This window comes from Cupriavidus sp. UYPR2.512, from assembly GCF_000379565.1.
Classification (GTDB): domain Bacteria; phylum Pseudomonadota; class Gammaproteobacteria; order Burkholderiales; family Burkholderiaceae; genus Cupriavidus.
Genome location: NZ_KB902853.1, coordinates 161,612 through 182,666, shown reverse-complemented (window position 1 = coordinate 182,666; position 21,055 = coordinate 161,612). Strand labels below are relative to the sequence as shown.

Below are 21,055 nucleotides of genomic sequence, written 5' to 3'. Positions count from 1 at the left end.
AGAATCGGCGCAAAATGGGGTGTGCGGCGCGCGCGGTCGCGGCCCGGCTGTACTAGAGTGACAGGGACTGCGCTGCAAGCAACTTGTGCGTGCGGGCGGATATGGCGGGAGGGGTACAGCAGGAGGGGGTGTGAGGTGGACGAGCCTGACCCTCGGCACTGGCGGAAAACGGCTGTGGCTGCTTCGTTCCCGACCTGACCAGGTTGACCGCGCCACCATGCGAGGAGGCCCGTCCGAGCGGCATTGTACCCCAGACCGCGATACCGCGGAGAAATTGCGTTGAATGCCCTTTGCAGTGGTGGGTCATTGCCCGCGGCAAGTGCGTCGGCTTGATCTGGCGCAGGCAACGCGGGCCGCGGCGGCCCGACCATTCACCGACCCAGACCGTGGTGAGCCAATACATGAACGCAAACGACCAGATCATTCGCGGCGCCCTGGCGCCGCAGGAAATCTCCACCGAAGTCCTGATCGAGAAATACGCCAAGGGCGAAGAGCGCAGCATTGCCGATGTCAGGCAACGCGTGGCGCGTGCGCTGGCGCAGGCCGAACCCGAGGACCAGCGCGAGGCCTGGAGCGCGCGCTTCCTGTGGGCGCAGGAGAACGGCTTCGTGCCGGCCGGGCGCATCAATTCGGCGGCGGGCACCGGCATCCAGGCCACGCTGATCAACTGCTTCGCGCAGCCGGTGGGCGATTCGGTGTCGGAGCCGCGCGAGGGCCGCCCCAGCATCTACACGGCGGTGGCGCAGGCCGCCGAAACCATGCGCCGCGGCGGCGGCGTGGGCTATGACTTCTCGGCGATCCGCCCCGCCGGCGCGCTGGTGCGGGCCACGCATTCGCGCGCCTCGGGGCCGGTGTCGTTCATGAAGGTGTTCGACGCGTCGTGCGCCACGGTGGAATCCGCCGGCGCGCGCCGCGGCGCGCAGATGGGCGTGCTGCGCTGCGACCATCCGGATATCGAGAGCTTTATCCACGCCAAGGACAAGGGCGACCTCAGCAACTTCAATATCTCCATCGGCGTGACCGACGCCTTCATGCAGGCCGTGCAGGCCGACGGCGAGGTCGAACTGGTGCATGAGGCCGAGCCGGGCGCCGACATGATCGCCGCGGGCGCCTATCGCCGCGACGACGGCCAGTGGGTGTACCGGCGCGTGCCGGCGCGCAACCTGTGGGACCAGGTCATGCAGGCCACCTACGACCATGCCGAGCCGGGCATCCTGTTCCTGTCGCAGATCAACGCCGACAACAACCTTTATTACTGCGAGCGCATCGAGGCCACCAACCCCTGTGCCGAGCAGCCGCTGCCGCCCTATGGCTGCTGCTGCCTGGGCTCGGTCAACCTGACGCGCTTCGTGCGCCAGCCGTTCTCGCCGCAGGCCGCGTTCGATTTCGATGCCTTTGCCGAGGTGGTGCGCGTGGCCACGCGCATGCTCGACAACGTGCTCGACGTGACCTTCTGGCCGTTGCCCGAACAGCAGGCCGAGGCCCACGCCAAGCGCCGCGTCGGGCTGGGCTTCCTGGGGCTGGGCAGCGCGCTGGTGATGCTGGGCCTGCGCTATGACACCGAGCCGGCGCGGCAACTGGCGGCGCGGATCTCGGAACGCATGCGCGACGATGCCTACCTGGCGTCGACCGAACTGGCGGTGGAGAAAGGTGCCTTCCCCTTGTTCGATGCCAAGGCCTACCTGCAAAGCGGGTTTGCCGGCCGGCTGCCCGAACGCTTGCGCGAGGCGATTGCGCGCCATGGGCTGCGCAATTCGCACCTGCTGTCGATCGCACCCACCGGCACCATCACCCTGGCCTTTGCCGACAATGCCTCCAACGGCATCGAGCCGGCCTTCTCGTGGACCTACAACCGCAAGAAGCGGATGCCGGACAACGGCTACCGCAGCTTCGAGGTGGCGGACCACGCCTGGCGGCTTTACCGTCACATGGGGGCCGACATGGCCCAGTTGCCGGATGCCTTCGTCACCGCGCTGCAGATGTCGGCGCTGGACCATATGCGAATGCTGGAAGCGGTGCAGCCGTATATCGACACCAGTATCAGCAAGACCGTCAACGTGCCAGAGGATTATCCGTACGAAGCCTTCCGCAACCTGTACCTGGAGGCGTGGAAGGCCGGCCTGAAGGGGTTGGCGACCTATCGCCCCAATTCGGTGCTGGGGGCCGTGCTGTCAGTAGAGGCGCCGGCGGCGGCGCCCGCTGCCGTGGCCGACGACAATCCGCTGGTGCGCCCCTTCGGCAGCCGGCCGGTGGGCGACCTGGAGGGGGTGACGTCCAAGGTGGAATATCTGACCTACGAAGGCCACAAGACCGTCTACCTGACCGTCAACTTCATGCGCGTCGCTGGTGTGGCCGATGGCAAGCCGGTTGAGATCGAGCGTCCGGTGGAGTTCTTCATGCCCGCGGGGCAGCGCAGCGAGGGCCAGCAGTGGATCACCTCCACCATGCGGCTGTTGTCGATGGTGGCGCGCTCGGGCGGCTCGGTCGCCAAGGCGCTGGCGGACATGCGCAACGTGGTGTGGGACAAGGGCACGGTGCGCTACGGCACGCTGGTGCGCCAGGACGGCACCGAGGTGCCGCGCTTCCATGACTCCGAAGTGGCTGCTCTCAGCTACGCGTTGCAGTGCATCCTGATCAAGCGCGGCTTCCTGGATGCCGAGGGCGGCCAGGTGCCGGTAGCGGCGCTGGCCGCCAGGCTGGCCCAGCGCGAGGGCGGGGGGCAGGCGCTGGACGCCGGGGCGGATCTTGCCAGCCAGGCCCGAGCCCCCGGCACCCCCGGTGTCGGCACCGGCAAGCCGTGCCCGGAGTGTGGCGCGCACGCCCTGCACAAGGTCGACGGCTGCGCCAAATGCGCCAATTGCGGCTACGTAGGCGAATGCGGCTGAGTCCCGCCGCGGGCGGGTTGCGGCCGCCAGGGCCGGCCCGCACCGCGCGGGGCAGATAAAGACCGCAAGGCCGGGGCGGCGGCGGCCGGAGGCGGGCCGCCTTTTGCTACAATCGCCGCCATGAGTTATCAAGTTCTAGCGCGCAAATGGCGCCCCAGGGATTTCACCACGCTGGTCGGCCAGGAGCACGTGGTCCGCGCGCTCACGCACGCGCTGGAACAGCAGCGGCTGCACCATGCCTACCTGTTCACCGGCACGCGCGGGGTCGGCAAGACCACGCTGTCGCGGATCCTGGCCAAGGCCCTGAACTGCATCGGCCCTGACGGCAACGGCGGCATCACCGCCCAGCCGTGCGGGCAGTGCAAGGCCTGCCAGGAGATCGACAGCGGCCGCTTCGTCGACTACATCGAGATGGACGCCGCCTCCAACCGCGGCGTCGACGAGATGGCGCAGCTGCTGGACAAGGCGGTCTACGCCCCGACCTCCGGGCGCTTCAAGGTCTACATGATCGACGAAGTGCACATGCTGACCAACCACGCCTTCAACGCCATGCTGAAGACGCTGGAAGAGCCGCCCGGGCACGTCAAGTTCATCCTCGCCACCACCGACCCGCAGAAGATCCCGGTCACGGTGCTGTCGCGCTGCCTGCAGTTCAACCTCAAGCAGATGCCGCCGGGACATATCGTCTCGCACCTGGACCATATCCTGGCGCAGGAAGGCATTGCCCATGACGGCAATGCGCTGCGGCTGCTGGCCCAGGCTGCGCACGGCTCGATGCGCGACGCGCTGTCGCTGACCGACCAGGCCATCGCCTACAGCGCGGGCCAGGTGTCGGAAGACGCGGTGCGCGGCATGCTGGGCGCGATCGACCAGGGCTACCTGGTGCAGCTGCTCGATGCGCTGGCCGCCGAGGACGGCGCCGCCATGCTGGCGATTGCCGATGCCATGGGCGACCGCAGCCTGTCGTTTGCCGGCGCGCTGCAGGACCTGGGCTCGCTGCTGCACAAGGTGGCGCTGGCGCAGGCCGTGCCGGCCTCGGTGCAGGACGAATGGCCCGAAGCCGGTGAGGTGCGGCGCCTGGCCGGCGTGTTCGACGCGCAGGAAGTGCAGCTGTTCTACCAGATCGCCAACCTCGGCCGCAGCGAGCTGGCGCTCGCGCCGGACGAGTACGCCGGCTTCACCATGACACTGCTGCGCATGCTGGCGTTCCGGCCGTCGTCTGAACCGGCCGCGACGCAAGGGCAGGGCGGTGGTGCCGCGCCTGCGCGCCAGCGCGGTCCCGCCGCGCCTGAAGCCGCGCAACCCGTTGATACCCGCCCTGCGACGGCTGTGGCCAATGCCGCCGGGCAGGCCAAGGCCAGTACTGCGGCGGCACCGGTCCCTGCCGCGATGCCCGCACGGGCGGTACAGCCCGCGCTCGTGGCCGAACCCGCGGCGGCACCTGCCGCAGTCCCTGCATCCCCTGACGCTCCGCCGGCACGCCCGGCCGCTGGCGCCGGCAACGGGGCCATGTCACCTGCTGCCGCAGCGCTGGCCGCTGCCCGCCAGGGTTCCGCTGCCCGAGGTGGCGGCCGCAAGGCGCCGCCGCCGGCCATGCCGCCAGCACCGGCTGCCGCGCAGCGCCCGCCGGCCCAACCCTTGCGCGCGCCCGGCGCGGCAGCCGTGAGCCGCCCGCCGGCACCGGTTGCGAAGGCGCCCATGCAGCCGCCGATGCGGCCGCCAGTCCAGTCGCCGGCAGCGCCGGCACGACCCGCCGCGCAGCCCGCGGCGCGCCAGGCGGAGCCGGAATCCGTGCCGCCCTGGGAGTTGGCGGGTGGCAGCGACGTGCCGCCATGGGAAGAGCTGCCGCCTGACCTGCCGGTCATCGGCCCCTATGACAGCGATCCTGGCTACGGCGACAACGGTTTCAGCGAACCGGCAGCGCGTGCCGCCGGGCCGCGCAACGGCCCGGCCCGGCCCGGCCGGGCGCCCGCGCGCGAGGCCGAGCCGGCTCGCGAGGCCGCTCCCGTGCCGCCAGCCATGGCGCCGGCAGAGTCCGCCAGATTCGTCGCCCCGCGCGCGCCAGCAGCGGGCGAGGATGGCACCCCGCCGGCCTTTACCGGCGAATGGCCGGTGCTGGCCGCCGGCCTGCCCTTGAAGGGCCTGGCACAGCAGCTGGCCTACCAGAGCGAACTGACCCAGGTGGTCGGGCGCACCTTCCACCTGCGCATCCCGGTCGCGGCCCTGGGCGAGAACGGCGTGTCCGAGCGGCTGCAGCAGGCGCTGTGCGACCACTTCGGCGAGCCGGTGCGCGTGGTCTGCGAAGTGGGCGGGGTTTCGGTCACCGCGGCGGCCGCCGATGCCGAGGCGCGCGCCGAGCGCCAGCGCCAGGCCGAGGCCGTAATCGAGGCCGATCCCTTTGTACAGGGGCTGCTGCGCGACTTTGGCGGCCAGATCGTGCCGGGTTCGATCCAGCCGCGCGCTGCCTGATCCGCGGCCTGCGTTTGCTTTACCGAAGTTACTTCACCGAATTTCTTACCGAATCCAGGAGCATTCCATCATGATGAAAGGTCAACTCGCCGGGCTGATGAAGCAAGCTCAGCAGATGCAGGAAAACATGAAGAAGATGCAGGAGCAGCTGGCCCTGATCGAGGTCGAGGGCCAGTCCGGCGCCGGTCTCGTCAAGGTGGTCATGACCTGCAAGAACGACGTCAAGCGCGTCACCATCGACCCCAGCCTGCTGGCCGAGGGCGAAGACAAGGACCTGCTGGAAGACCTGGTCGCCGCCGCCTTCAATGACGCCGTGCGCAAGGCCGAAGCCACCTCGCAGGAAAAGATGGGCTCGATGACCTCGGGCCTGCCGCTGCCCCCGGGCTTCAAGCTGCCGTTCTAAGGCCATCGTGAAAGCGTCGTCGCCGACTTCGCTGCAGGCGCTGGTCGAGGCGCTGCGGGTGCTGCCCGGCGTCGGGCCCAAGTCCGCCCAGCGCATGGCCTACCACCTGCTGCAGCACGATCGCGAGGGCGCGCGCAAGCTGGGCGACGCGCTGCGCGGCGCGGCGGACCATATCCGCCACTGCCAGCGTTGCAATACCTTCACCGAGCAGGAAATCTGCGAGACCTGCCTGGACGACCGCCGCGACGCCTCGGTGCTGTGCGTGGTGGAAACCCCGGCCGACCAGGTCATGATCGAGCAGACCCTGACCTACCGCGGCAAGTACTTCGTGCTGATGGGCCGGCTCTCGCCGCTGGACGGCATCGGCCCGCGCGAGATCCATCTTGACCGGCTGCTCGCGCGCGCTACCGAGCCTGAGCTGGGCGGCCCGGTCGGCGAAGTCATCGTCGCCACCAACTTCACCAGCGAAGGCGAGGCCACCGCGCACTACATCGGCGAAATGCTCAAGGCGCGCGGCCTCAAGGTGTCGCGCCTGGCGCGCGGCGTGCCGGTGGGCGGCGAGCTGGAATACGTCGATGCCGGCACCATCGCCCGCGCGGTGATGGACCGCCGCAACCTCTGAGCCCGATCGCGCGGGGCTGGAACGCCCACGTGCCCGCGCGCCGATCACCGGATTCCCCCGCCTACCTGCCTGCCCCATGAACCTGGCCCGCTTCGATCTCGTCACGCTTGGCTTGTTCGTCGCCGTGGCCCGGCAGGGCAGCATCTCGGCCGGCGCGCGCCAGTCGCACCTGGCCGTGGCCGCCGCCAGCAAGCGCATCTCCGATCTGGAAACCGCGGTCGGCGCGCCGCTGTTCTTCCGCCATGCCGCCGGCGTGCAGCTGACCGAGGCCGGCCAGGCCTGCTTCCACCACGCGCTGACCATCCTGCAGGACGTTGAACGCATGGCCGGCGTGATGTCGGACTACGCCTCGGGCGTGCGCGGGCAGGTGCGGGTGTGCGCCAACACCTCGGCGATCACGCAGTTCCTGCCCGACGACCTGGCGTCGTTCATGCAGCGCCACCCCACCATCCGCATCGAGCTGGAAGAGCAGAACAGCCGCGACATCGTCGCCGCGCTGATCGAGAACCGCGCCGACGTGGGCATCTTTGCCGACCGCACCCCCGCGGCCGGGCTGATGACGATCGAGTACCGGCAGGACGAGCTGGTCATCATCACGCCGCCCAACCATCCGCTGGCCGCGCGCGGCCCGGTGCGCTATGCCGATACGCTGGAATTCGATTTTGTCAGCCTGCCGCAGGAAACCTCGCTGGCCGCGCGCCTGCTGGAGGAGAGCAGCCGGCTGGACCGGCCGTTCCGGTTGCGCATCCAGGTGCGCAGCTTCGACGCCATGTGCCGCATGGTGATGGCCGGCCTGGGCGTGGGCGTGCTGCCGCGCATCGCGGCCGAGCCGCACGTCAAGTCGATGGGGCTGTCGCTGGTGTCGCTGCAGGACGCCTGGGCGCGCCGCTCGCTGCTGATCGGGCTGCGCGACCCGGCCGGGCTGACGGTCTCGGCCCGTCTGCTGATCACCCACCTGTGCGGGGACCGGGCGCCGTTCTGACGCGCGCTTCCTAGGGGTTTCCCAGGGCCTTTCGCGTTCCGAGAAAGCCCGCTTCACCGATTGCCGATTCCTGGCAGGCACCCTGCTGGGGCACACTCCGTCCGAACGCAATGTATGGCACGCCAGTCATTGGTCTTGCCGCACCGCAACAAGACAGCCGCATCGCACGGAGACACCCCATGGCGCAACAGATCCTCGAGGGCATTCGCGTCCTCGAACTCGGACAACTCATCGCCGGCCCCTTCGCCGCCAAGACCCTGGCCGACTTTGGCGCCCACATCATCAAGGTGGAGCCGCCGGGGCAGGGCGACCCGCTGCGCAAATGGCGCATGCTGCATGAAGGCACCTCGGTCTGGTGGGAAGCGCAGTCGCGCAACAAGGAATCGATCTGCATCGACCTGCGCCAGCCGGAAGGCCAGGCACTGGTGCGCAAGCTGGCCGCCGAGGCCGACGTGCTGATCGAGAACTTCCGCCCCGGCACCATGGAGAAGTGGGGCCTGGGCTGGGATGTGCTGCATGCCGACAACCCGCGCCTGATCATGCTGCGCGTGTCGGGCTACGGCCAGACCGGCCCGAAGAAGGACGAGCCGGGCTTTGCCGCGGTGGCCGAGGCCATGGCGGGCCTGCGCCACCTGACCGGCGAGCCCGGCCGCGCGCCGGTGCGCGCCGGGCTGTCGCTGGGCGACACCATCGCCGGCCTGCACGGCGCCATGGGCGTGCTGCTGGCGCTGTACCAGCGCGACGCGCGCGGCGGCGAAGGCCAGGTCATCGACGTGGCGCTGTACGAGTCGCTGTTCAACCTGAGCGAAAGCCTGCTGCCGGAATACTCGGCCTTCGGCGCGGTGCGCCAGCCCGCCGGCGGCGCGCTGCCGGGGATCGCGCCGTCCAACGCCTATCCCTGCGCCAGTGGCGAGTACGTGCTGGTCGCGGCCAATGGCGATGCCATCTTCAAGCGCATGATGCTGGCCATCGGCCGCGCCGACCTGGCTGACGATCCGGCGCTGGCGCAGAACGACGGCCGCGTGCAGCGGGTCGACGAGATCGATGCCGCCATCGCCGCCTGGACCCGCACGCAGACCGTGGAGTCGGTGCTGGCGGTGCTGCGCGACGCGCAGGTGCCATCGGGCCGCATCTATACCGTCAAGGACATCGCCGAAGACCCGCACTACCGCGCGCGCGGTGTGATCGAGTCGGTGACCTCGGCCGGCGGCCTGACGGTGGAAGTGCCTGGCGTGGTGCCCAAGCTGTCGGCGAGCCCCGGCGCCATCCATGACCGCGCGCCGGCGTTGGGCGAGCATACCGATGCGGTGCTCCGGCAGGCAGGCTTCGATGACGCCGCCATTGCCGACCTGCGCGCGCGCAAGGTGATCGCATGAGCGCCGCCACCAACCTGCGCGGCCCAGCCCGCGTCGAGATCAACGAAGTCGCGCCGCGCGACGGCCTGCAGATCGAGCCGGCGGTGGTGCCGACCGACGCCAAGGTCGCCTTCCTCGACGCGCTGTCGGCCTGCGGCTTCGCCCGCATCGAAGCCACCTCTTTCACCTCGGCCCGCGCCATCCCGGCGCTGGCCGACGCCGAGGCACTGATGCACCGCATGCGGCGCCACCCGGGCGTGCGCTATACCGCGCTGGTGCCCAACCTGCGGGGGCTGGAGCGCGCGCTGTCGTGCCAGCCGGATGAGGTCAACCTGGTGATGTCGGCCAGCGAGACGCACAACCGCGCCAACCTGCGCATGACGCGCCAGCAGTCGCAAGAGCAATTGCTGGCGATGATCGAGGCGGCGCGCGGCGCCGGGGTGCCGGTCAATATTTCGCTGTCGACCGTGTTCGGCTGTCCCTTCGAGGGCGAGGTCGATGGCGCCGCGGTGATGGCACTGGCCACCCGCTTCGCCGAGGCCGGCGCGGCCGGCATCACGCTGTGCGACACCACCGGCATGGCCTACCCGAACCAGGTCGCGGCCCTGTGTGAAGCCTTCCAGGCGGCGCTGCCCGCTACCGGCCTGACCATCCACCTGCACAACACCCGCGGCATGGGCCTGGCCAATGCCCTGGCTGCCTGGCAGACCGGCGTGACGCGCTTCGACGCGGCCGCCGGCGGCCTGGGCGGCTGCCCCTACGCCCCCGGTGCCAGCGGCAACGTCAGCACCGAAGACCTGGTCCACATGTTCGACTGCATGGGCGTCGAGACCGGCGTCGACCTGGGCGCGCTGCTCGACGTGGTGGCCGGCATGCCGGCGCTGGTCGGCCGCGACATCCACAGCCAGTTGCTGAGCGCCGGCCCGCGCCTGCGCACGCACCAGCCGCCGGCCTGGATGGCGGAGCATTTCGCCGGGCAGGCATAGCCCGGCACCCAGACAAGAACAACACTTCCACAAGATAACGGAGACCTTCATGAAGCGAGACCTTCAACCCAAGCCAGTCTTGTCCACGATGCCCGCACGGCGCAAGGCCGTAGCCGCCGCGCTCGCGGTACTCGGCGCAGCGTGGTTCGCCCCCGCCGCACTGGCGCAGGACGGCACCTATCCCACCCGTCCAGTGACGCTGGTGGTATCGGCCGCGGCCGGTGGCACCACCGATATCGCGGCGCGCATGATTGCGGAACCGCTGTCCAAGGCGCTCGGCCAGCCGGTGGTGGTGGACAACCGTCCCGGCGGCAACGGCAGCATCGCCGCGCAGCTGGTGGCGCGGGCCAAGCCAGACGGCTACACGCTGATGCTGCAGTACTCCGGCTTCCACGTGATCACGCCGCTGCTGGTGAAGAGCCTGTCGTGGGACCCGGTCAAGGACTTTGCGCCGGTGGCCAACATCCTGTCGGCGCCGCAGGTGCTGGTGGTGCGCCCGAGCCTGCCGGTCAAGTCGCTGAAGGAGCTGGTGGCCTACGCCAAGGCCAATCCCGACAAGCTGAACTACGCCTCGTCGGGCAACGGCTCGCTGCAACATGTCTCGACCGAGCTGCTGAACCAGATGGCCGGCACGCATATCACGCACGTGCCGTACAAGGGCACGGGCCCGGCCATGACCGACCTGCTGGGCGGCTCGGTGGACCTGACCATCACCACGCCGCCGCCGCTGATGGCCCATATCGCCGCCGGCAAGCTGCGCCCGCTGGTGGTGACCAGCAAGACCCGCCTGCCCAGCCTGAAGGACGTGCCGTCGGCGCCCGAGGCCGGCTACCCCGACCTGGACGTGTCGTCGTGGTTCGCGATGTACGCGCCGGCAGGCACCCCCAAGCCGGTGATCGACAAGCTCACCGGCGAGATCGAGAAGATCATGCGCACCGAAGCCTTCCGCAAGAAGGCCGAGGAACTGGGCGCCGAGGCCAAGTACATGAGCCCGCAGCAGCTGGCGCAATACCAGAAGGCGGAGCTGGCGCGCTGGGCCAAGGTGATCAAGTCCGCCAACATCCAGGCGGAATGACCGCAGGGCTGAGGCAAGGTGATCGAAAGGTAAGGGCGCTAAGCTCGCGGGTTCGCTAGGTGTTGATACCGATGCGGTGCATCGCACCGTCCGGTAGCATCGCAATTTGCCGCACCGCGGCGCGCCCCCTTCGAGCGCACGTTGCCGCAGCGCCAGTCCACACGGGTAGGAGATCTCGGATGTATAACAAGAAATTCTGGAAGCAATTCCTGATCGCGCTGGCGCTGTTCCTGGCCGGCTGGTTCACCTTCGGCCAGGCGCAGGCACAGGGCAAGCCGGAGAAGACCAAGGTCACCATCGCGGTGGGCGGCAAGAACCTGTTCTATTACCTGCCGCTGACCATTGCCGAGCGCCTCGGCTACTTCAAGGAAGAAGGGCTGGACGTCGAGATCGTCGACTTCGCCGGCGGCGCCAAGGCGCTGCAGGCCGTGGTGGGCGGCAGCGCCGACGTGGTCTCGGGCGCCTACGAGCACACCATCAACCTGCAGGCCAAGGGCCAGCGCTACCAGGATTCGTGCTGCAGGGCCGCGCCCCGCAGATCGTGCTGGTGGTGTCGAACAAGACCATGCCCAACTTCAAGTCGATCGCCGACCTGAAGGGCAAGAAGATCGGCGTGACCGCGCCGGGCTCGTCGACCAACATGATGGCCAACTTCGTGCTGGCCAAGGCCGGCCTGAAGCCGTCCGACGTGTCGTTCATCGGCGTGGGCGCCAGCGCCGGCGCGGTGGCGGCGATGCGTTCGGGCCAGATCGACGCCATGGCCAACCTGGACCCGGTGGTGTCGATGCTGACGCAGAAGAATGAAGTGCGCATCGCCTCGGACACCCGCACGCTCAAGGATACGCAGGCGGTGTTCGGCGGCAACATGCCGTCGGGCTGCCTGTATGCGTCGCAGGCGTTTATCCAGCAGAACCCCAACACCACGCAGGCGCTGACCAATGCCATGGTACGCGCGCTCAAGTGGCTGCAGAAGGCGGGGCCGTCCGATATCGTCAAGACCGTGCCGGAAAGCTACCTGCTGGGTGACCGCGCGCTGTACCTGGCTGCGTGGGACAAGGTCAAGGAAGCGATCTCGCCGGACGGCACCATGCCGGCCGACGGTCCGCGCACCGCGTTCAACGCGCTGAGCCAGTTCGACGCCGAGCTCAAGGGCAAGCCGGTCAAGCTGGAAGAGACCTACACCAACGCCTTCGTGCAGAAGGCCAACGCCAAGTACAAGTAAGACCCTTGCCGTCGATGCCATCGGCCCGCTGTCCACAGCGGGCCTTTGCTTTGAAGCCTTGACGGCCAATCCATCATCACCCGCCCGCGCCATGCTCCCCGGCGGCGCCACGGCGGGATCGAGACGGTTCACCATGAGCACTCCCGCACTTTCCCTCGACCAGGTCACCTGCACCTTTGTCTCGCGCGATGACCGCAGCCAGCGCTATACCGCGGTCCAGGACGTCACGCTGTCGATCCAGCCCGGCGAATTCGTCTCCGTGGTCGGCCCCACCGGCTGCGGCAAGTCCACGCTGCTGAACGTCGGCGCCGGCCTGCTGGAACCCTCCAGCGGCGAGGTGCGCGTGTTTGGCGAGCCCCTGCGCGGCATCAACCGCCGCGCCGGCTATATGTTCCAGACCGAGGCGCTGATGCCCTGGCGCAGCGCGCTGGACAACGTCGTTGCCGGCCTGGAGTTCCGCGGCGTGGCGCGTGCCGAGGCCGTGCGGCAGGGCGAAGAATGGCTGCGCCGCGTGGGCCTGGGCGGCTTTGGCGACCGCTACCCGCACCAGCTCTCGGGCGGCATGCGCAAGCGTGTCGCGCTGGCGCAGACGCTGGTGCTGGACCCGGACATCATCCTGATGGACGAGCCATTCTCGGCGCTGGATATCCAGACCCGCCAGCTGATGGAGAACGAGGTGCTGGAGCTGTGGGCCGCCAAGCGCAAGGCCGTGCTCTTCATCACCCACGACCTGGACGAGGCCATCGCCATGAGCGACCGCGTGGTGGTGCTCTCGGCCGGCCCCGGCACGCACCCGATCGGCGAGTTCGAGATCGACCTGCCGCGCCCGCGCGACGTGGCCGAGATCTGCAACCATCCCCGTTTTGTCGAACTGCACGCCGCGATCTGGGACGTGCTGCGCGAGGAAGTGCTCAAGGGCTACGCCCAGCAGCGCAAGGTGGCCTGAGCCCTCCAACCTAACGAGACCTGAATCCCGATGGCATTTCGTACTGATTCCAAGGGCATGCTGCGCGTCTGGCAACTGCTCGTCCTGGTGGTGATCCTCGGCGTGTGGCATATGGCCACGCGCTCGCAGCAGGTTGCCTTTTTCTTTGGTGAGCCGCTGATGGTGGCGCAGCGCATCTGGAGCTGGTTTATCGTCGAGCGCGATATCTACCTGCACCTGGGCGTGACGCTGGTCGAAACCGTGCTGGCCTTCGGCATCGGCACGGTGGCGGGGCTGGGCGTGGGCCTGTGGCTGGCGCTGAGTCCGCTGACCTCGGCCATCCTCGACCCCTACGTCAAGGCCATGAACTCGATGCCGCGCGTGATCCTGGCACCGATTTTTGCGGTCTGGTTCGGCCTGGGCATCTGGTCCAAGGTGGCGCTGGCGGTGACGCTGGTGTTCTTCATCGTCTTCTTCAACGTCTACCAGGGCGTCAAGGAAGTGAGCCCGGTGGTGCTGGCCAACGCGCGCATGCTGGGTGCCAACCAGAAGCAGCTGCTGCGCCATGTCTACCTGCCCAGCGCCACCAGCTGGGTGTTCTCGTCGCTGCATACCTCGGTGGGCCTGGCCTTCGTGGGCGCGGTGGTGGGCGAGTACCTGGGCTCGGCGCGCGGCGTGGGCTACCTGATCCTGCAGGCCGAAGGCACCTTCGACATCAACACCGTGTTCGCCGGCATCGTGGTGCTGACGGCGTTTGCGCTGCTGCTGGACTGGATGGTCGGCACGGGCGAGAAGCGGCTGATGAAGTGGCAGCCGAAGAGCGGGGAGACGGAGAAGCTTTGACGTCCTTGTCCCTCAAGGCAAGGTTTCGCTGGCTTGCTCCCCTCTCCCGCAAGCGGGAGAGGGGAGCAAGCAATCGGTCATGAAGGCGTCGTCAGCTGGCCTGATGCCTGCGCGTCCTTATCCTCCGACGTCCCAAAACACACCGACACCGTCAGCCCGCCGCCCGGGGTATCGGACAGCGCGACGGTGGCACCATGCAGCCGCGCGATCTCGCGCACGACAGCCCCAGGCCGGTGCCTTCCACGGCCTGTCCGCTCTCGCCGCGATAGCAGCGCCGGAACACCGCATCGCGCTCTGCCGGCGCTATGCCGGGGCCGTTGTCGATCACCTGCAGCCGCGGCGCGCCGCCGTCCAGGGCCACGCGTCGTTGGGAACTGCCCGCCGCCTGGCGCATGGGTGTGCACCATCCAGGGCGGCTGGCAGCTTGAGGCGCGTTGCCTCAGCCGGGCGCAGGGCGTAGCCGCACGCCTTGCGCGCTTCTTTTACCGGCGGGCAGAGCGCGCCGCCGGCGTGCGTGCCGCTCAGGGCACGATCACGATCTTGCCGGTGACCTTGCGCGCTTCCATGTCCTTGAGCGCCTGCGGGGCCTGCTCCAGCGGATAGCGCGCAGAGATATGCGGGCGGATCTTGCCTTCCTTCATCCAGCCCAGCATCTGCGCCATATTGGCCTGGTTGGCCTTGGGCTCGCGCCGCACAAAGTCGCCCCAGAACACGCCCACCAGCGAGGCGCCCTTGAGCAGCGCCAGGTTCAGCGGCAGCTTGGGGATCTCGCCATTGGCAAAACCCACCACCAGGTAGCGGCCGCGCCAGCCGATCGAACGGAAGGCCGGTTCGGCATAGATGCCGCCCACCGGGTCGTAGATCACGTCCGGGCCCTTGCCGTCGGTCAGCGCCTTGATGCGCTCGCGCAGGTCTTCGGTGCTGTAGTTGATCAGTGCGTCGGCGCCGTGCTCCTTGCACACCGCGAGCTTCTCGTCGGTCGAGGCGGCGGCGATCACGCGCGCGCCGATGGCCTTGCCGATCTCGATTGCCGCCAGGCCCACGCCGCCGGCCGCGCCCAGCACCAGCATGGTCTGGCCCGCCTTCAGCTCGCCCCGGTCGATGACCGCGTGGTGCGAGGTGCCGTAGGTCAGCGTGAAGGCCGCCGCGGTCTCGAAGTCGATGCCGGGCGGCATCGGCACCACCGACGCCGCCGGCGCCTTGGCCTGGCTGGCGAACGCGCCGTTGCCCAGGTAGGCGATCACCTTGTCGCCGGGCTTGACATGGGTGACCCCTTCGCCGACCGCATTGACCACGCCGGCCAGCTCCGAGCCCGGGCTGAACGGCAGGGCAGGCTTGGCCTGGTATTTGTTCTGGATGATGAGCACATCCGGGAAGTTGACGGCGGCCGCCTTGACGTCGATGACCACTTCGCCCTTGGCCGGCACCAGGTCGGGCAGGGTTTCGATGGTCAGCGAATCGGGCGGGCCCCAGGCTTTGCACAGTACGGCTTTCATCTTGTCTCCGGTGATGTTGGTGGCATTTCACGCCAGTCAAGCTTATGCGGGCGGGCAGGGCAAGTGTAGCGCAGAAATAGCACGGTCGTTCTGTTCCATGCCTAAGCGATGGAGGTGGTCATTTGCGGCCTGCATACAGCGCCAGAAACGTGCTTTCATGGCGGCGCACGGGCCGCTTGCGCGCGCGCGCTCAGGTACAATCGCGCCATGCATATCCTTCTCGCCAACGACGACGGTTATCTCGCGCCGGGACTGGCCGTTTTGCATGCCGCGCTCGCGCCGCTGGGCCGGATCACGGTCATCGCACCGGAGCAGAACCATAGCGGTGCCTCCAATTCCCTGACCCTGCAGCGCCCGCTGTCGATCTATGAAGCGCGCGAAGGCGTGCAGAAGGGTTTTCGCTTCGTCAACGGAACGCCGACCGACTGCGTGCATATCGCGCTGACGGGCCTGCTGGAAGAGAAACCCGACCTGGTGGTGTCCGGCATCAACCAGGGACAGAACATGGGCGAAGACGTGCTGTACTCCGGCACCGTCGCCGCCGCCATCGAGGGCTACCTGCTGGGCATTCCGGCGGTCGCCTTCTCGCAGGTGGACAAGGGCTGGGAGCACCTGGACGCCGCGGCACGCGTGGCGCGCACCGTGGTGGAGCGCATCATCGGCACGCCGCCGGCCGAGCCGTTCCTGCTCAACGTCAATATCCCGAACCTGCCGTTCGAACATATCAAGGGCTTCCGTGCCACGCGCCTGGGCAAGCGCCATCCGTCGCAGCCGGTGATCACGCAAGTCAATCCGCGCGGCGATACCAACTACTGGATCGGCCCGGCGGGCGATGCGCGCGATGCCAGCGAGGGCACCGATTTCCATGCAGCCGCGTCGGGCTATGTCTCGCTCACGCCGTTGCAGCTCGACCTGACGCACCGCGGGCAGCTCGACGCGCTCGACCAGTGGTTGAAGTAGGCCACCGATCCGCAGTGTCGCGCCCCCGATGAGCTCCACGCCCCGTCGCAACAAGTTTCCGCTGCCGCTCGATGCGGTAGTCGAGCGCAAGCCCGCGCCGGCCCGCACTGCCGGCATGCCCGCCGTGGGCACGCCGCGGCCGGCGGCGCCCACCCCCGCGCCAGCCAAGCCGGCCAAGCCGCGCCTGCCGCGCACCGCCGCACCGGCGCCCGCGCCGTTGCCTGCAAGCGCGGTCGAGCAACGCGCCTCGGCGGCCACCGCGGGCGGCGGGGGCATGGCCTCGGCGCGCGCGCGCGTGGCGCTGGCGGCGCGGCTGCGTGCCGCGGGAATCCGCGACGAGCGCGTGCTGTCGGCCATCGCCACCGTGCCACGCCACCTGTTCGTCGAGCCGGGGCTGGCATCTCAGGCGTATGAGGACGCCGCGCTGCCGATCGGCCACCAGCAGACCATTTCCAAGCCGTCGGTGGTGGCGCGCATGATCGAGCTGCTGCGCGAGGGCCTGGCCGCCGACGCGCCGCTGGAGCGCGTGCTCGAGATCGGCACCGGCTGTGGCTACCAGGCCGCGGTGCTGGCCCAGGTGGCGCGCGAAGTCTTCTCGATCGAGCGCATCCGCCCGCTGCACGAGCAGGCCAAGGCGAACCTGCGGCCGCTGCGCGTGCCCAACCTGCGCCTGCACTACGGTGACGGCATGCTGGGGCTGCCCCAGGCGGCGCCGTTTTCGGCCATCATCCTGGCCGCCGCCGGCATGGAGGTGCCCGAGGCGCTGCTGGAGCAGCTGGCCATCGGCGGGCGCCTGATCGCCCCGGTGGCGGTGATGCCGCCGGCGGGCGTGCCGGGCCAGACCGTCACGCAGCAGCTGTTGCTGATCGAGCGGCGCAACCGTCATCGCTTTCACAGAACCGCGCTTGAAGCCGTTTTCTTTGTGCCCTTAAAATCGGGCACCATCTGAGTCGAACTATGCACAACATCGTGAAATCGCAATATTTCGCACGCGCCGGACAACTTTTTGCGGCCTCGGCGCTGACGGCCCTGCTGGCCGCCTGCGCCAATTCGCCGATGCCGGCACCTGTGGTTGACCGTACCTCCACTTCCGGTACCGCGGCCGCGACGCTGGAACCGGCGCCCCCCGGATACTATCGGGTCAAGCGAGGCGATACCCTTTACCGTATCGCGCTGGAGAATGGTCAGTCATATCGCGATGTGGCAACCTGGAATAACCTGACCAATGTGAACCAGATCGAGGTCGGCCAGCTGCTGCGGATCGTGCCGCCGGGTGCCGACGTCAACACTGCGCCCGGCGTGGCCACCATGCCGGTGGCGCCGGGCACGGTGCAGGCGCAGCCGATCGACCAGGCCCGCCCGGCCGCCACGCCGGTGGCGCCGGCTGCGGCTGCTTCGGCGCCAGCGGCAACGCCCGCCGCGCCCGCCGCGCCGGTCGCCGATGGCGCGATGAAGCTGGCCTGGCCGGCAACCGGCCAGACGGTCGGGAAATTCGACGACAAGGGCAATAAAGGTATCGATATTGCGGGCAAGAAGGGCGATGCGGTGCTGGCCGCGGACGATGGTCGGGTGATTCACGTTGGCCCCTTGCGCGGCTACGGGAATCTTGTCATCATCAAACACAACGAGACATTTCTTACTGCTTACGGGCACAACGACAAGGTGCTCGTGGCTGAGCAATCCGCGGTCCGAAAAGGCCAGAAGATTGCGGAGATGGGCAACAGTGATACCGACCGGGTAAAGCTTCACTTCGAAGTTCGCAAGAACGGAAAACCGGTTGATCCGATGCGGTACCTGCCGCCACAGTGAGGGTTCATGCCACGCCAGAAAACTGTCTCCTCCGGAACCGTCAGCAGGGCTCGCCGTCCCAAGCAGCCGGAAGTGAAGGCTGGTGTGGCACATCCCGACGCGCGCGCCGATGCCGAAGGCTTCGAGCCTGATCTCGCCGCCGAACTGATTCCCGTGACCGACGAGCCCATCGCCACGTCCACTTCGGTGGGCCTGCGCGAGGCCGACCTGCTCGCCGATGACAATGAGCGCATCGCGCGCGACGACGAAGAGGACGAGTCGGAAGACGAGGAAGAAGAGAGCGCGGAAAATGGCACCGACAGCGCCGCCGCCGAGCATGATGATTTCCGCACCGTGCTGCATACCGAGCTGGCCGCGGATACCGTCCAGCACTACCTGAACCGCATCAGCATCAAGCCGCTCTTGTCGGCCCCGGAAGAACTGCATTTCTCCACGCTGGCCAAGGACGGCGACTTTGCCGCGCGCCAGGTCATGATCGAGCGCAACCTGCGGCTGGTGGTCAGCATCGCCAAGGGCTACCTCAATCGCGGCGTGCCGCTGCTCGACCTGATCGAGGAAGGCAACCTGGGCCTGATGCATGCGATCGAAAAATTCGATCCGTCGCGCGGTTTCCGCTTCTCGACGTACGCGACCTGGTGGATCCGCCAGAGCATCGAGCGCGCCATCATGAACCAGGCGCGCACGGTCCGCCTGCCGGTCCACGTGATCCGCGAGCTCAACCAGGTGCTGCGTGCCAAGCGCCATCTGGAAAAGGGCGGCACCGACGGGCGCGACGCCAGCCTGGAAGACATCGCCCACCTGCTGGGCAAGACGCCGGACGAAGTGCAGGACGTCCTGGCACTCAACGAACATACCACCTCGCTCGATACGCCGTTCGATCTCGATCCCGGCTCGAGCCTCCTGGATTTCCTCTCCGACGAGCACAACGCCGCCCCCGACCAGGAGGTGGCGCACCGCGAGCTGGAAGGGCTGATGAAGCTCTGGCTGGCGCGCCTGTCGGAAAAACATCGCTATGTGGTGGAGCGCCGCTTCGGCCTCAACCATATCGAGCCCGCCACGCTGGAAGAGCTCGCCGAGGAAATGGGCCTTACGCGCGAGCGCGTGCGCCAGATCCAGCAGGAGGCGCTGGTCAAGCTCAAGCGGCATTTCGCTTCGCAAGGTGTCAGGAAGGACGCTGTTCTATGACTCCTGTGCTGGTATTCGACATCGAGACTATTCCCGATGTTGCCGGCCTGCGCCGTTTGCATGACCATCCCGATGCGATGAGCGACGCTGAAGTCGCCGAGCATGCGTTTGCCGCCCGCCGCGAAAAGAGCGGCAGCGATTTTCTCCCGCACTACCTGCAGCGCATCGCGGCGATTTCCTGCGTGCTGCGCCGCACGCACCGCGACGGCTCGGCGGTATTCCACGTCGGCTCGCTGGGCACGCCGGCAGACAACGAGGCCACGCTGATCCAGAAGTTCTATGAACTGATCGCGCGCTACAGTCCGCAACTGGTTTCATGGAACGGCGGCGGCTTCGACCTGCCGGTGCTGCACTATCGCGGCCTGGTCAACGGCGTCACCGCGCCGCGCTACTGGGAGATGGGCGAGGGCCGCGACGACGACAGCCGTGACTTCAAGTGGAACAACTACATCAGCCGCTACCACATGCGGCACCTGGACCTGATGGACCTGCTGGCCATGTACCAGCCCCGCGCCAGCGCGCCGCTGGATGACCTGGCCAAGCTGTGCGGCTTCCCGGGCAAGATGGGGATGGACGGCAGCAAGGTCTGGCAGGCTTTCCAGGCAGGCCAGCTCGACGAGATCCGCGCCTACTGCGAGACCGACGTCGTCAACACCTACCTGATGTACTGCCGCTTCCAGCTGATGCGCGGCGGCATGTCGCCGCGCGAGTTCGACGTCGAGATGGAGTTCGTCCAGGAGTCATTGGCCGAGCTGCCCGGCGAGCAGTGGATGGAATACCTGCAGGCATTCCGGCTGCAGCGTCTCACGCCCGAGGCCGAAGACCTCGAAGACTGAGGACGCCGCGACGCGCCGACACGGACTCACAGATCCAGCGACAGCAGGATCGGCTGGTGGTCCGAGTCGGCCGTGTCCGCATCGACCTCGCAGCGCCGGACACGCCCGGCGAGATTCTCCGTCACGAGCATGAAATCGCAGGCGAACGGCGGCTCCGGCCATTGCTCCTTGTCGTACAGGGCGCAGGTTGGCGCATGCGGCAGGCCTGGGTGTGTGAGCAGCCAGGCATCGCGCCAGGGCGGCGTGGCGTCGACAAAGGGCTCGAGTACACGGCGGTAGGCGATATCGTCGGGTTTGCTGTTGAAGTCGCCGCACAGGACGGCCTCGGCGGGGCGCGGCTCCGGCGTGAACGGGCCCGGCCATTTCTCGCTGCGGCCGGGTCGGCGCGCATGGTCACAGGCTTCGGCGTGCCAGGTGCGCAAGGCTTCGGCCTGCGCGGCGCGCTGGTGTGATGAGTAATACTCCAGGTGCGTGCAGATCACGCGCAGCCGCCGGGTGCCGAGCTCGACCGTGGCTTCCAGCGCCACGCGCGGCATCGAGGCGACCTGAGGGTCCGCCGGCCAGGGCAGGGCGTGGCGGAAGACTTCTCGCACCGGCAGGCGCGTGGCTATCAGGTTGCCGAACTGCTTGCGCCCACCGGCGGCAGTGCGCCGGTCGACACCCGGCGCGTAGAGCAGGTGGTAGCCGGGCAACAGGGCGGTCAACTCCGCCACCTGGTCGTCACCGGGGCTGCCGCGCAGTTCGCCGAACCCGCGGGTGACCTCCTGCAGGCAGATTACGTCGGGGTCGGCAATGCCGCGCAGGGTGTCGACCTGGCGGCCCAGGTCGACATGTCCGTCGGCGCCTCGCCCCCACTGGATATTCCAGGAAATCAGTTCCATTTGCCGTCTCCGTTGCATCATCAGGCTGCTGCCACCGGTGCGGGCCCGGTCTGGCATACAATCCCGCTTTCGCAAAACAATACGTCAGGTTTCGTCTGGTGTCCCAAGCCGTGTCCTCCCC

17 protein-coding genes, 1 other RNA gene and 2 pseudogenes are annotated in these 21,055 nt (G+C 68.3%); 16 read left to right on the top strand and 4 right to left on the bottom strand.

The genetic code is table 11. The features are described 5' to 3' along the window. Positions 1–135: 135 nt before the first annotated feature. Positions 136–234, bottom strand: an RNA gene (ffs, locus tag A3A5_RS40510) — signal recognition particle sRNA small type. A 167-nt stretch (positions 235–401) separates the two neighbouring features. Between ffs and A3A5_RS0103505 the strand changes: the two genes are divergently transcribed. The 11 genes and pseudogenes from A3A5_RS0103505 (at position 402) to A3A5_RS0103455 (ending at position 13,767) form a co-directional block, all read left to right on the top strand. After that, positions 402–2,885: an adenosylcobalamin-dependent ribonucleoside-diphosphate reductase gene (locus tag A3A5_RS0103505; RefSeq protein WP_026200414.1), complete on the top strand. Its 2,484-nt coding sequence runs from the start codon at positions 402–404 to the stop codon at positions 2,883–2,885. Between the two features lie 120 nt (positions 2,886–3,005). Then, a complete protein-coding gene (locus A3A5_RS0103500) occupies positions 3,006–5,354 on the top strand; it encodes a DNA polymerase III subunit gamma/tau (RefSeq protein ID WP_018309265.1) in 2,349 nt (782 codons plus the stop codon). Between the two features lie 70 nt (positions 5,355–5,424). Beyond that, positions 5,425–5,757 carry a YbaB/EbfC family nucleoid-associated protein gene (locus tag A3A5_RS0103495; protein WP_013957243.1) on the top strand — a complete coding sequence of 111 codons (333 nt, stop codon included), beginning with the start codon at positions 5,425–5,427 and terminating at the stop codon, positions 5,755–5,757. Positions 5,758–5,764: 7 nt separating this feature from the next. Next, positions 5,765–6,379, top strand: a complete 615-nt coding sequence (recR, locus tag A3A5_RS0103490) for a recombination mediator RecR (RefSeq protein ID WP_010814257.1) — start codon at positions 5,765–5,767, stop codon at positions 6,377–6,379. A gap of 76 nt (positions 6,380–6,455) precedes the next feature. Continuing rightward, complete coding sequence (locus A3A5_RS0103485; RefSeq protein ID WP_018309264.1) at positions 6,456–7,361, top strand: LysR substrate-binding domain-containing protein; 906 nt, start codon at positions 6,456–6,458, stop codon at positions 7,359–7,361. Between the two features lie 179 nt (positions 7,362–7,540). Next, positions 7,541–8,737, top strand: a complete 1,197-nt coding sequence (locus A3A5_RS0103480) for a CaiB/BaiF CoA-transferase family protein (RefSeq protein ID WP_018309263.1) — start codon at positions 7,541–7,543, stop codon at positions 8,735–8,737. Then, positions 8,734–9,702 (top strand): hydroxymethylglutaryl-CoA lyase, encoded by a 969-nt coding sequence (locus A3A5_RS0103475; RefSeq protein ID WP_018309262.1) that lies wholly within the window; start codon positions 8,734–8,736, stop codon positions 9,700–9,702. The genes A3A5_RS0103480 and A3A5_RS0103475 overlap by 4 nt, the downstream gene beginning before the upstream one ends. A 49-nt stretch (positions 9,703–9,751) precedes the next feature. Further along, on the top strand, positions 9,752–10,777 hold the full coding sequence (locus A3A5_RS0103470) for a tripartite tricarboxylate transporter substrate binding protein (protein WP_081623798.1): 1,026 nt from the start codon (positions 9,752–9,754) through the stop codon (positions 10,775–10,777). A gap of 179 nt (positions 10,778–10,956) precedes the next feature. Continuing rightward, positions 10,957–11,999 (top strand): annotated as a pseudogene (locus tag A3A5_RS37575) (ABC transporter substrate-binding protein). A gap of 133 nt (positions 12,000–12,132) precedes the next feature. After that, a complete protein-coding gene (locus A3A5_RS0103460) occupies positions 12,133–12,945 on the top strand; it encodes an ABC transporter ATP-binding protein (protein WP_018309260.1) in 813 nt (270 codons plus the stop codon). A gap of 30 nt (positions 12,946–12,975) precedes the next feature. Continuing rightward, entirely contained in the window at positions 12,976–13,767 is a 792-nt protein-coding gene (locus A3A5_RS0103455; RefSeq protein WP_018309259.1) for an ABC transporter permease, read from the top strand. A 77-nt stretch (positions 13,768–13,844) separates the two neighbouring features. On the opposite strand, the pseudogene A3A5_RS0103450 reads toward A3A5_RS0103455, so the two are convergent. Further along, positions 13,845–14,131, bottom strand: a pseudogene (locus tag A3A5_RS0103450) (sensor histidine kinase); the annotation flags it as partial. A 157-nt stretch (positions 14,132–14,288) separates the two neighbouring features. After that, positions 14,289–15,263, bottom strand: a complete 975-nt coding sequence (locus A3A5_RS0103445; RefSeq protein ID WP_010814246.1) for an NADPH:quinone oxidoreductase family protein — start codon at positions 15,261–15,263, stop codon at positions 14,289–14,291. A gap of 207 nt (positions 15,264–15,470) precedes the next feature. Here A3A5_RS0103445 and surE point away from each other — a divergent pair, with 207 nt between their 5' ends. The 5 genes from surE to A3A5_RS0103420 are packed head-to-tail and all read left to right on the top strand — an operon-like array spanning position 15,471 to position 20,053. Next, positions 15,471–16,223 (top strand): 5'/3'-nucleotidase SurE, encoded by a 753-nt coding sequence (gene surE, locus A3A5_RS0103440; RefSeq protein ID WP_026200411.1) that lies wholly within the window; start codon positions 15,471–15,473, stop codon positions 16,221–16,223. Positions 16,224–16,251: 28 nt separating this feature from the next. After that, positions 16,252–17,172 (top strand): protein-L-isoaspartate(D-aspartate) O-methyltransferase, encoded by a 921-nt coding sequence (locus tag A3A5_RS0103435; RefSeq protein WP_018309257.1) that lies wholly within the window; start codon positions 16,252–16,254, stop codon positions 17,170–17,172. 8 nt (positions 17,173–17,180) lie between these two features. Beyond that, on the top strand, positions 17,181–18,032 hold the full coding sequence (locus A3A5_RS0103430) for a peptidoglycan DD-metalloendopeptidase family protein (RefSeq protein WP_018309256.1): 852 nt from the start codon (positions 17,181–17,183) through the stop codon (positions 18,030–18,032). A gap of 6 nt (positions 18,033–18,038) precedes the next feature. After that, on the top strand, positions 18,039–19,217 hold the full coding sequence (rpoS, locus tag A3A5_RS0103425; RefSeq protein ID WP_026200410.1) for an RNA polymerase sigma factor RpoS: 1,179 nt from the start codon (positions 18,039–18,041) through the stop codon (positions 19,215–19,217). After that, positions 19,214–20,053 carry a 3'-5' exonuclease gene (locus A3A5_RS0103420; protein ID WP_018309254.1) on the top strand — a complete coding sequence of 280 codons (840 nt, stop codon included), beginning with the start codon at positions 19,214–19,216 and terminating at the stop codon, positions 20,051–20,053. Before rpoS ends, A3A5_RS0103420 begins: the two co-directional genes overlap by 4 nt. 26 nt (positions 20,054–20,079) lie before the next feature. Here the strand turns inward: A3A5_RS0103420 and A3A5_RS0103415 are convergent, their stop codons facing one another. Then, complete coding sequence (locus A3A5_RS0103415) at positions 20,080–20,934, bottom strand: endonuclease/exonuclease/phosphatase family protein (RefSeq protein ID WP_018309253.1); 855 nt, start codon at positions 20,932–20,934, stop codon at positions 20,080–20,082. Positions 20,935–21,055 lie beyond the last annotated feature (121 nt).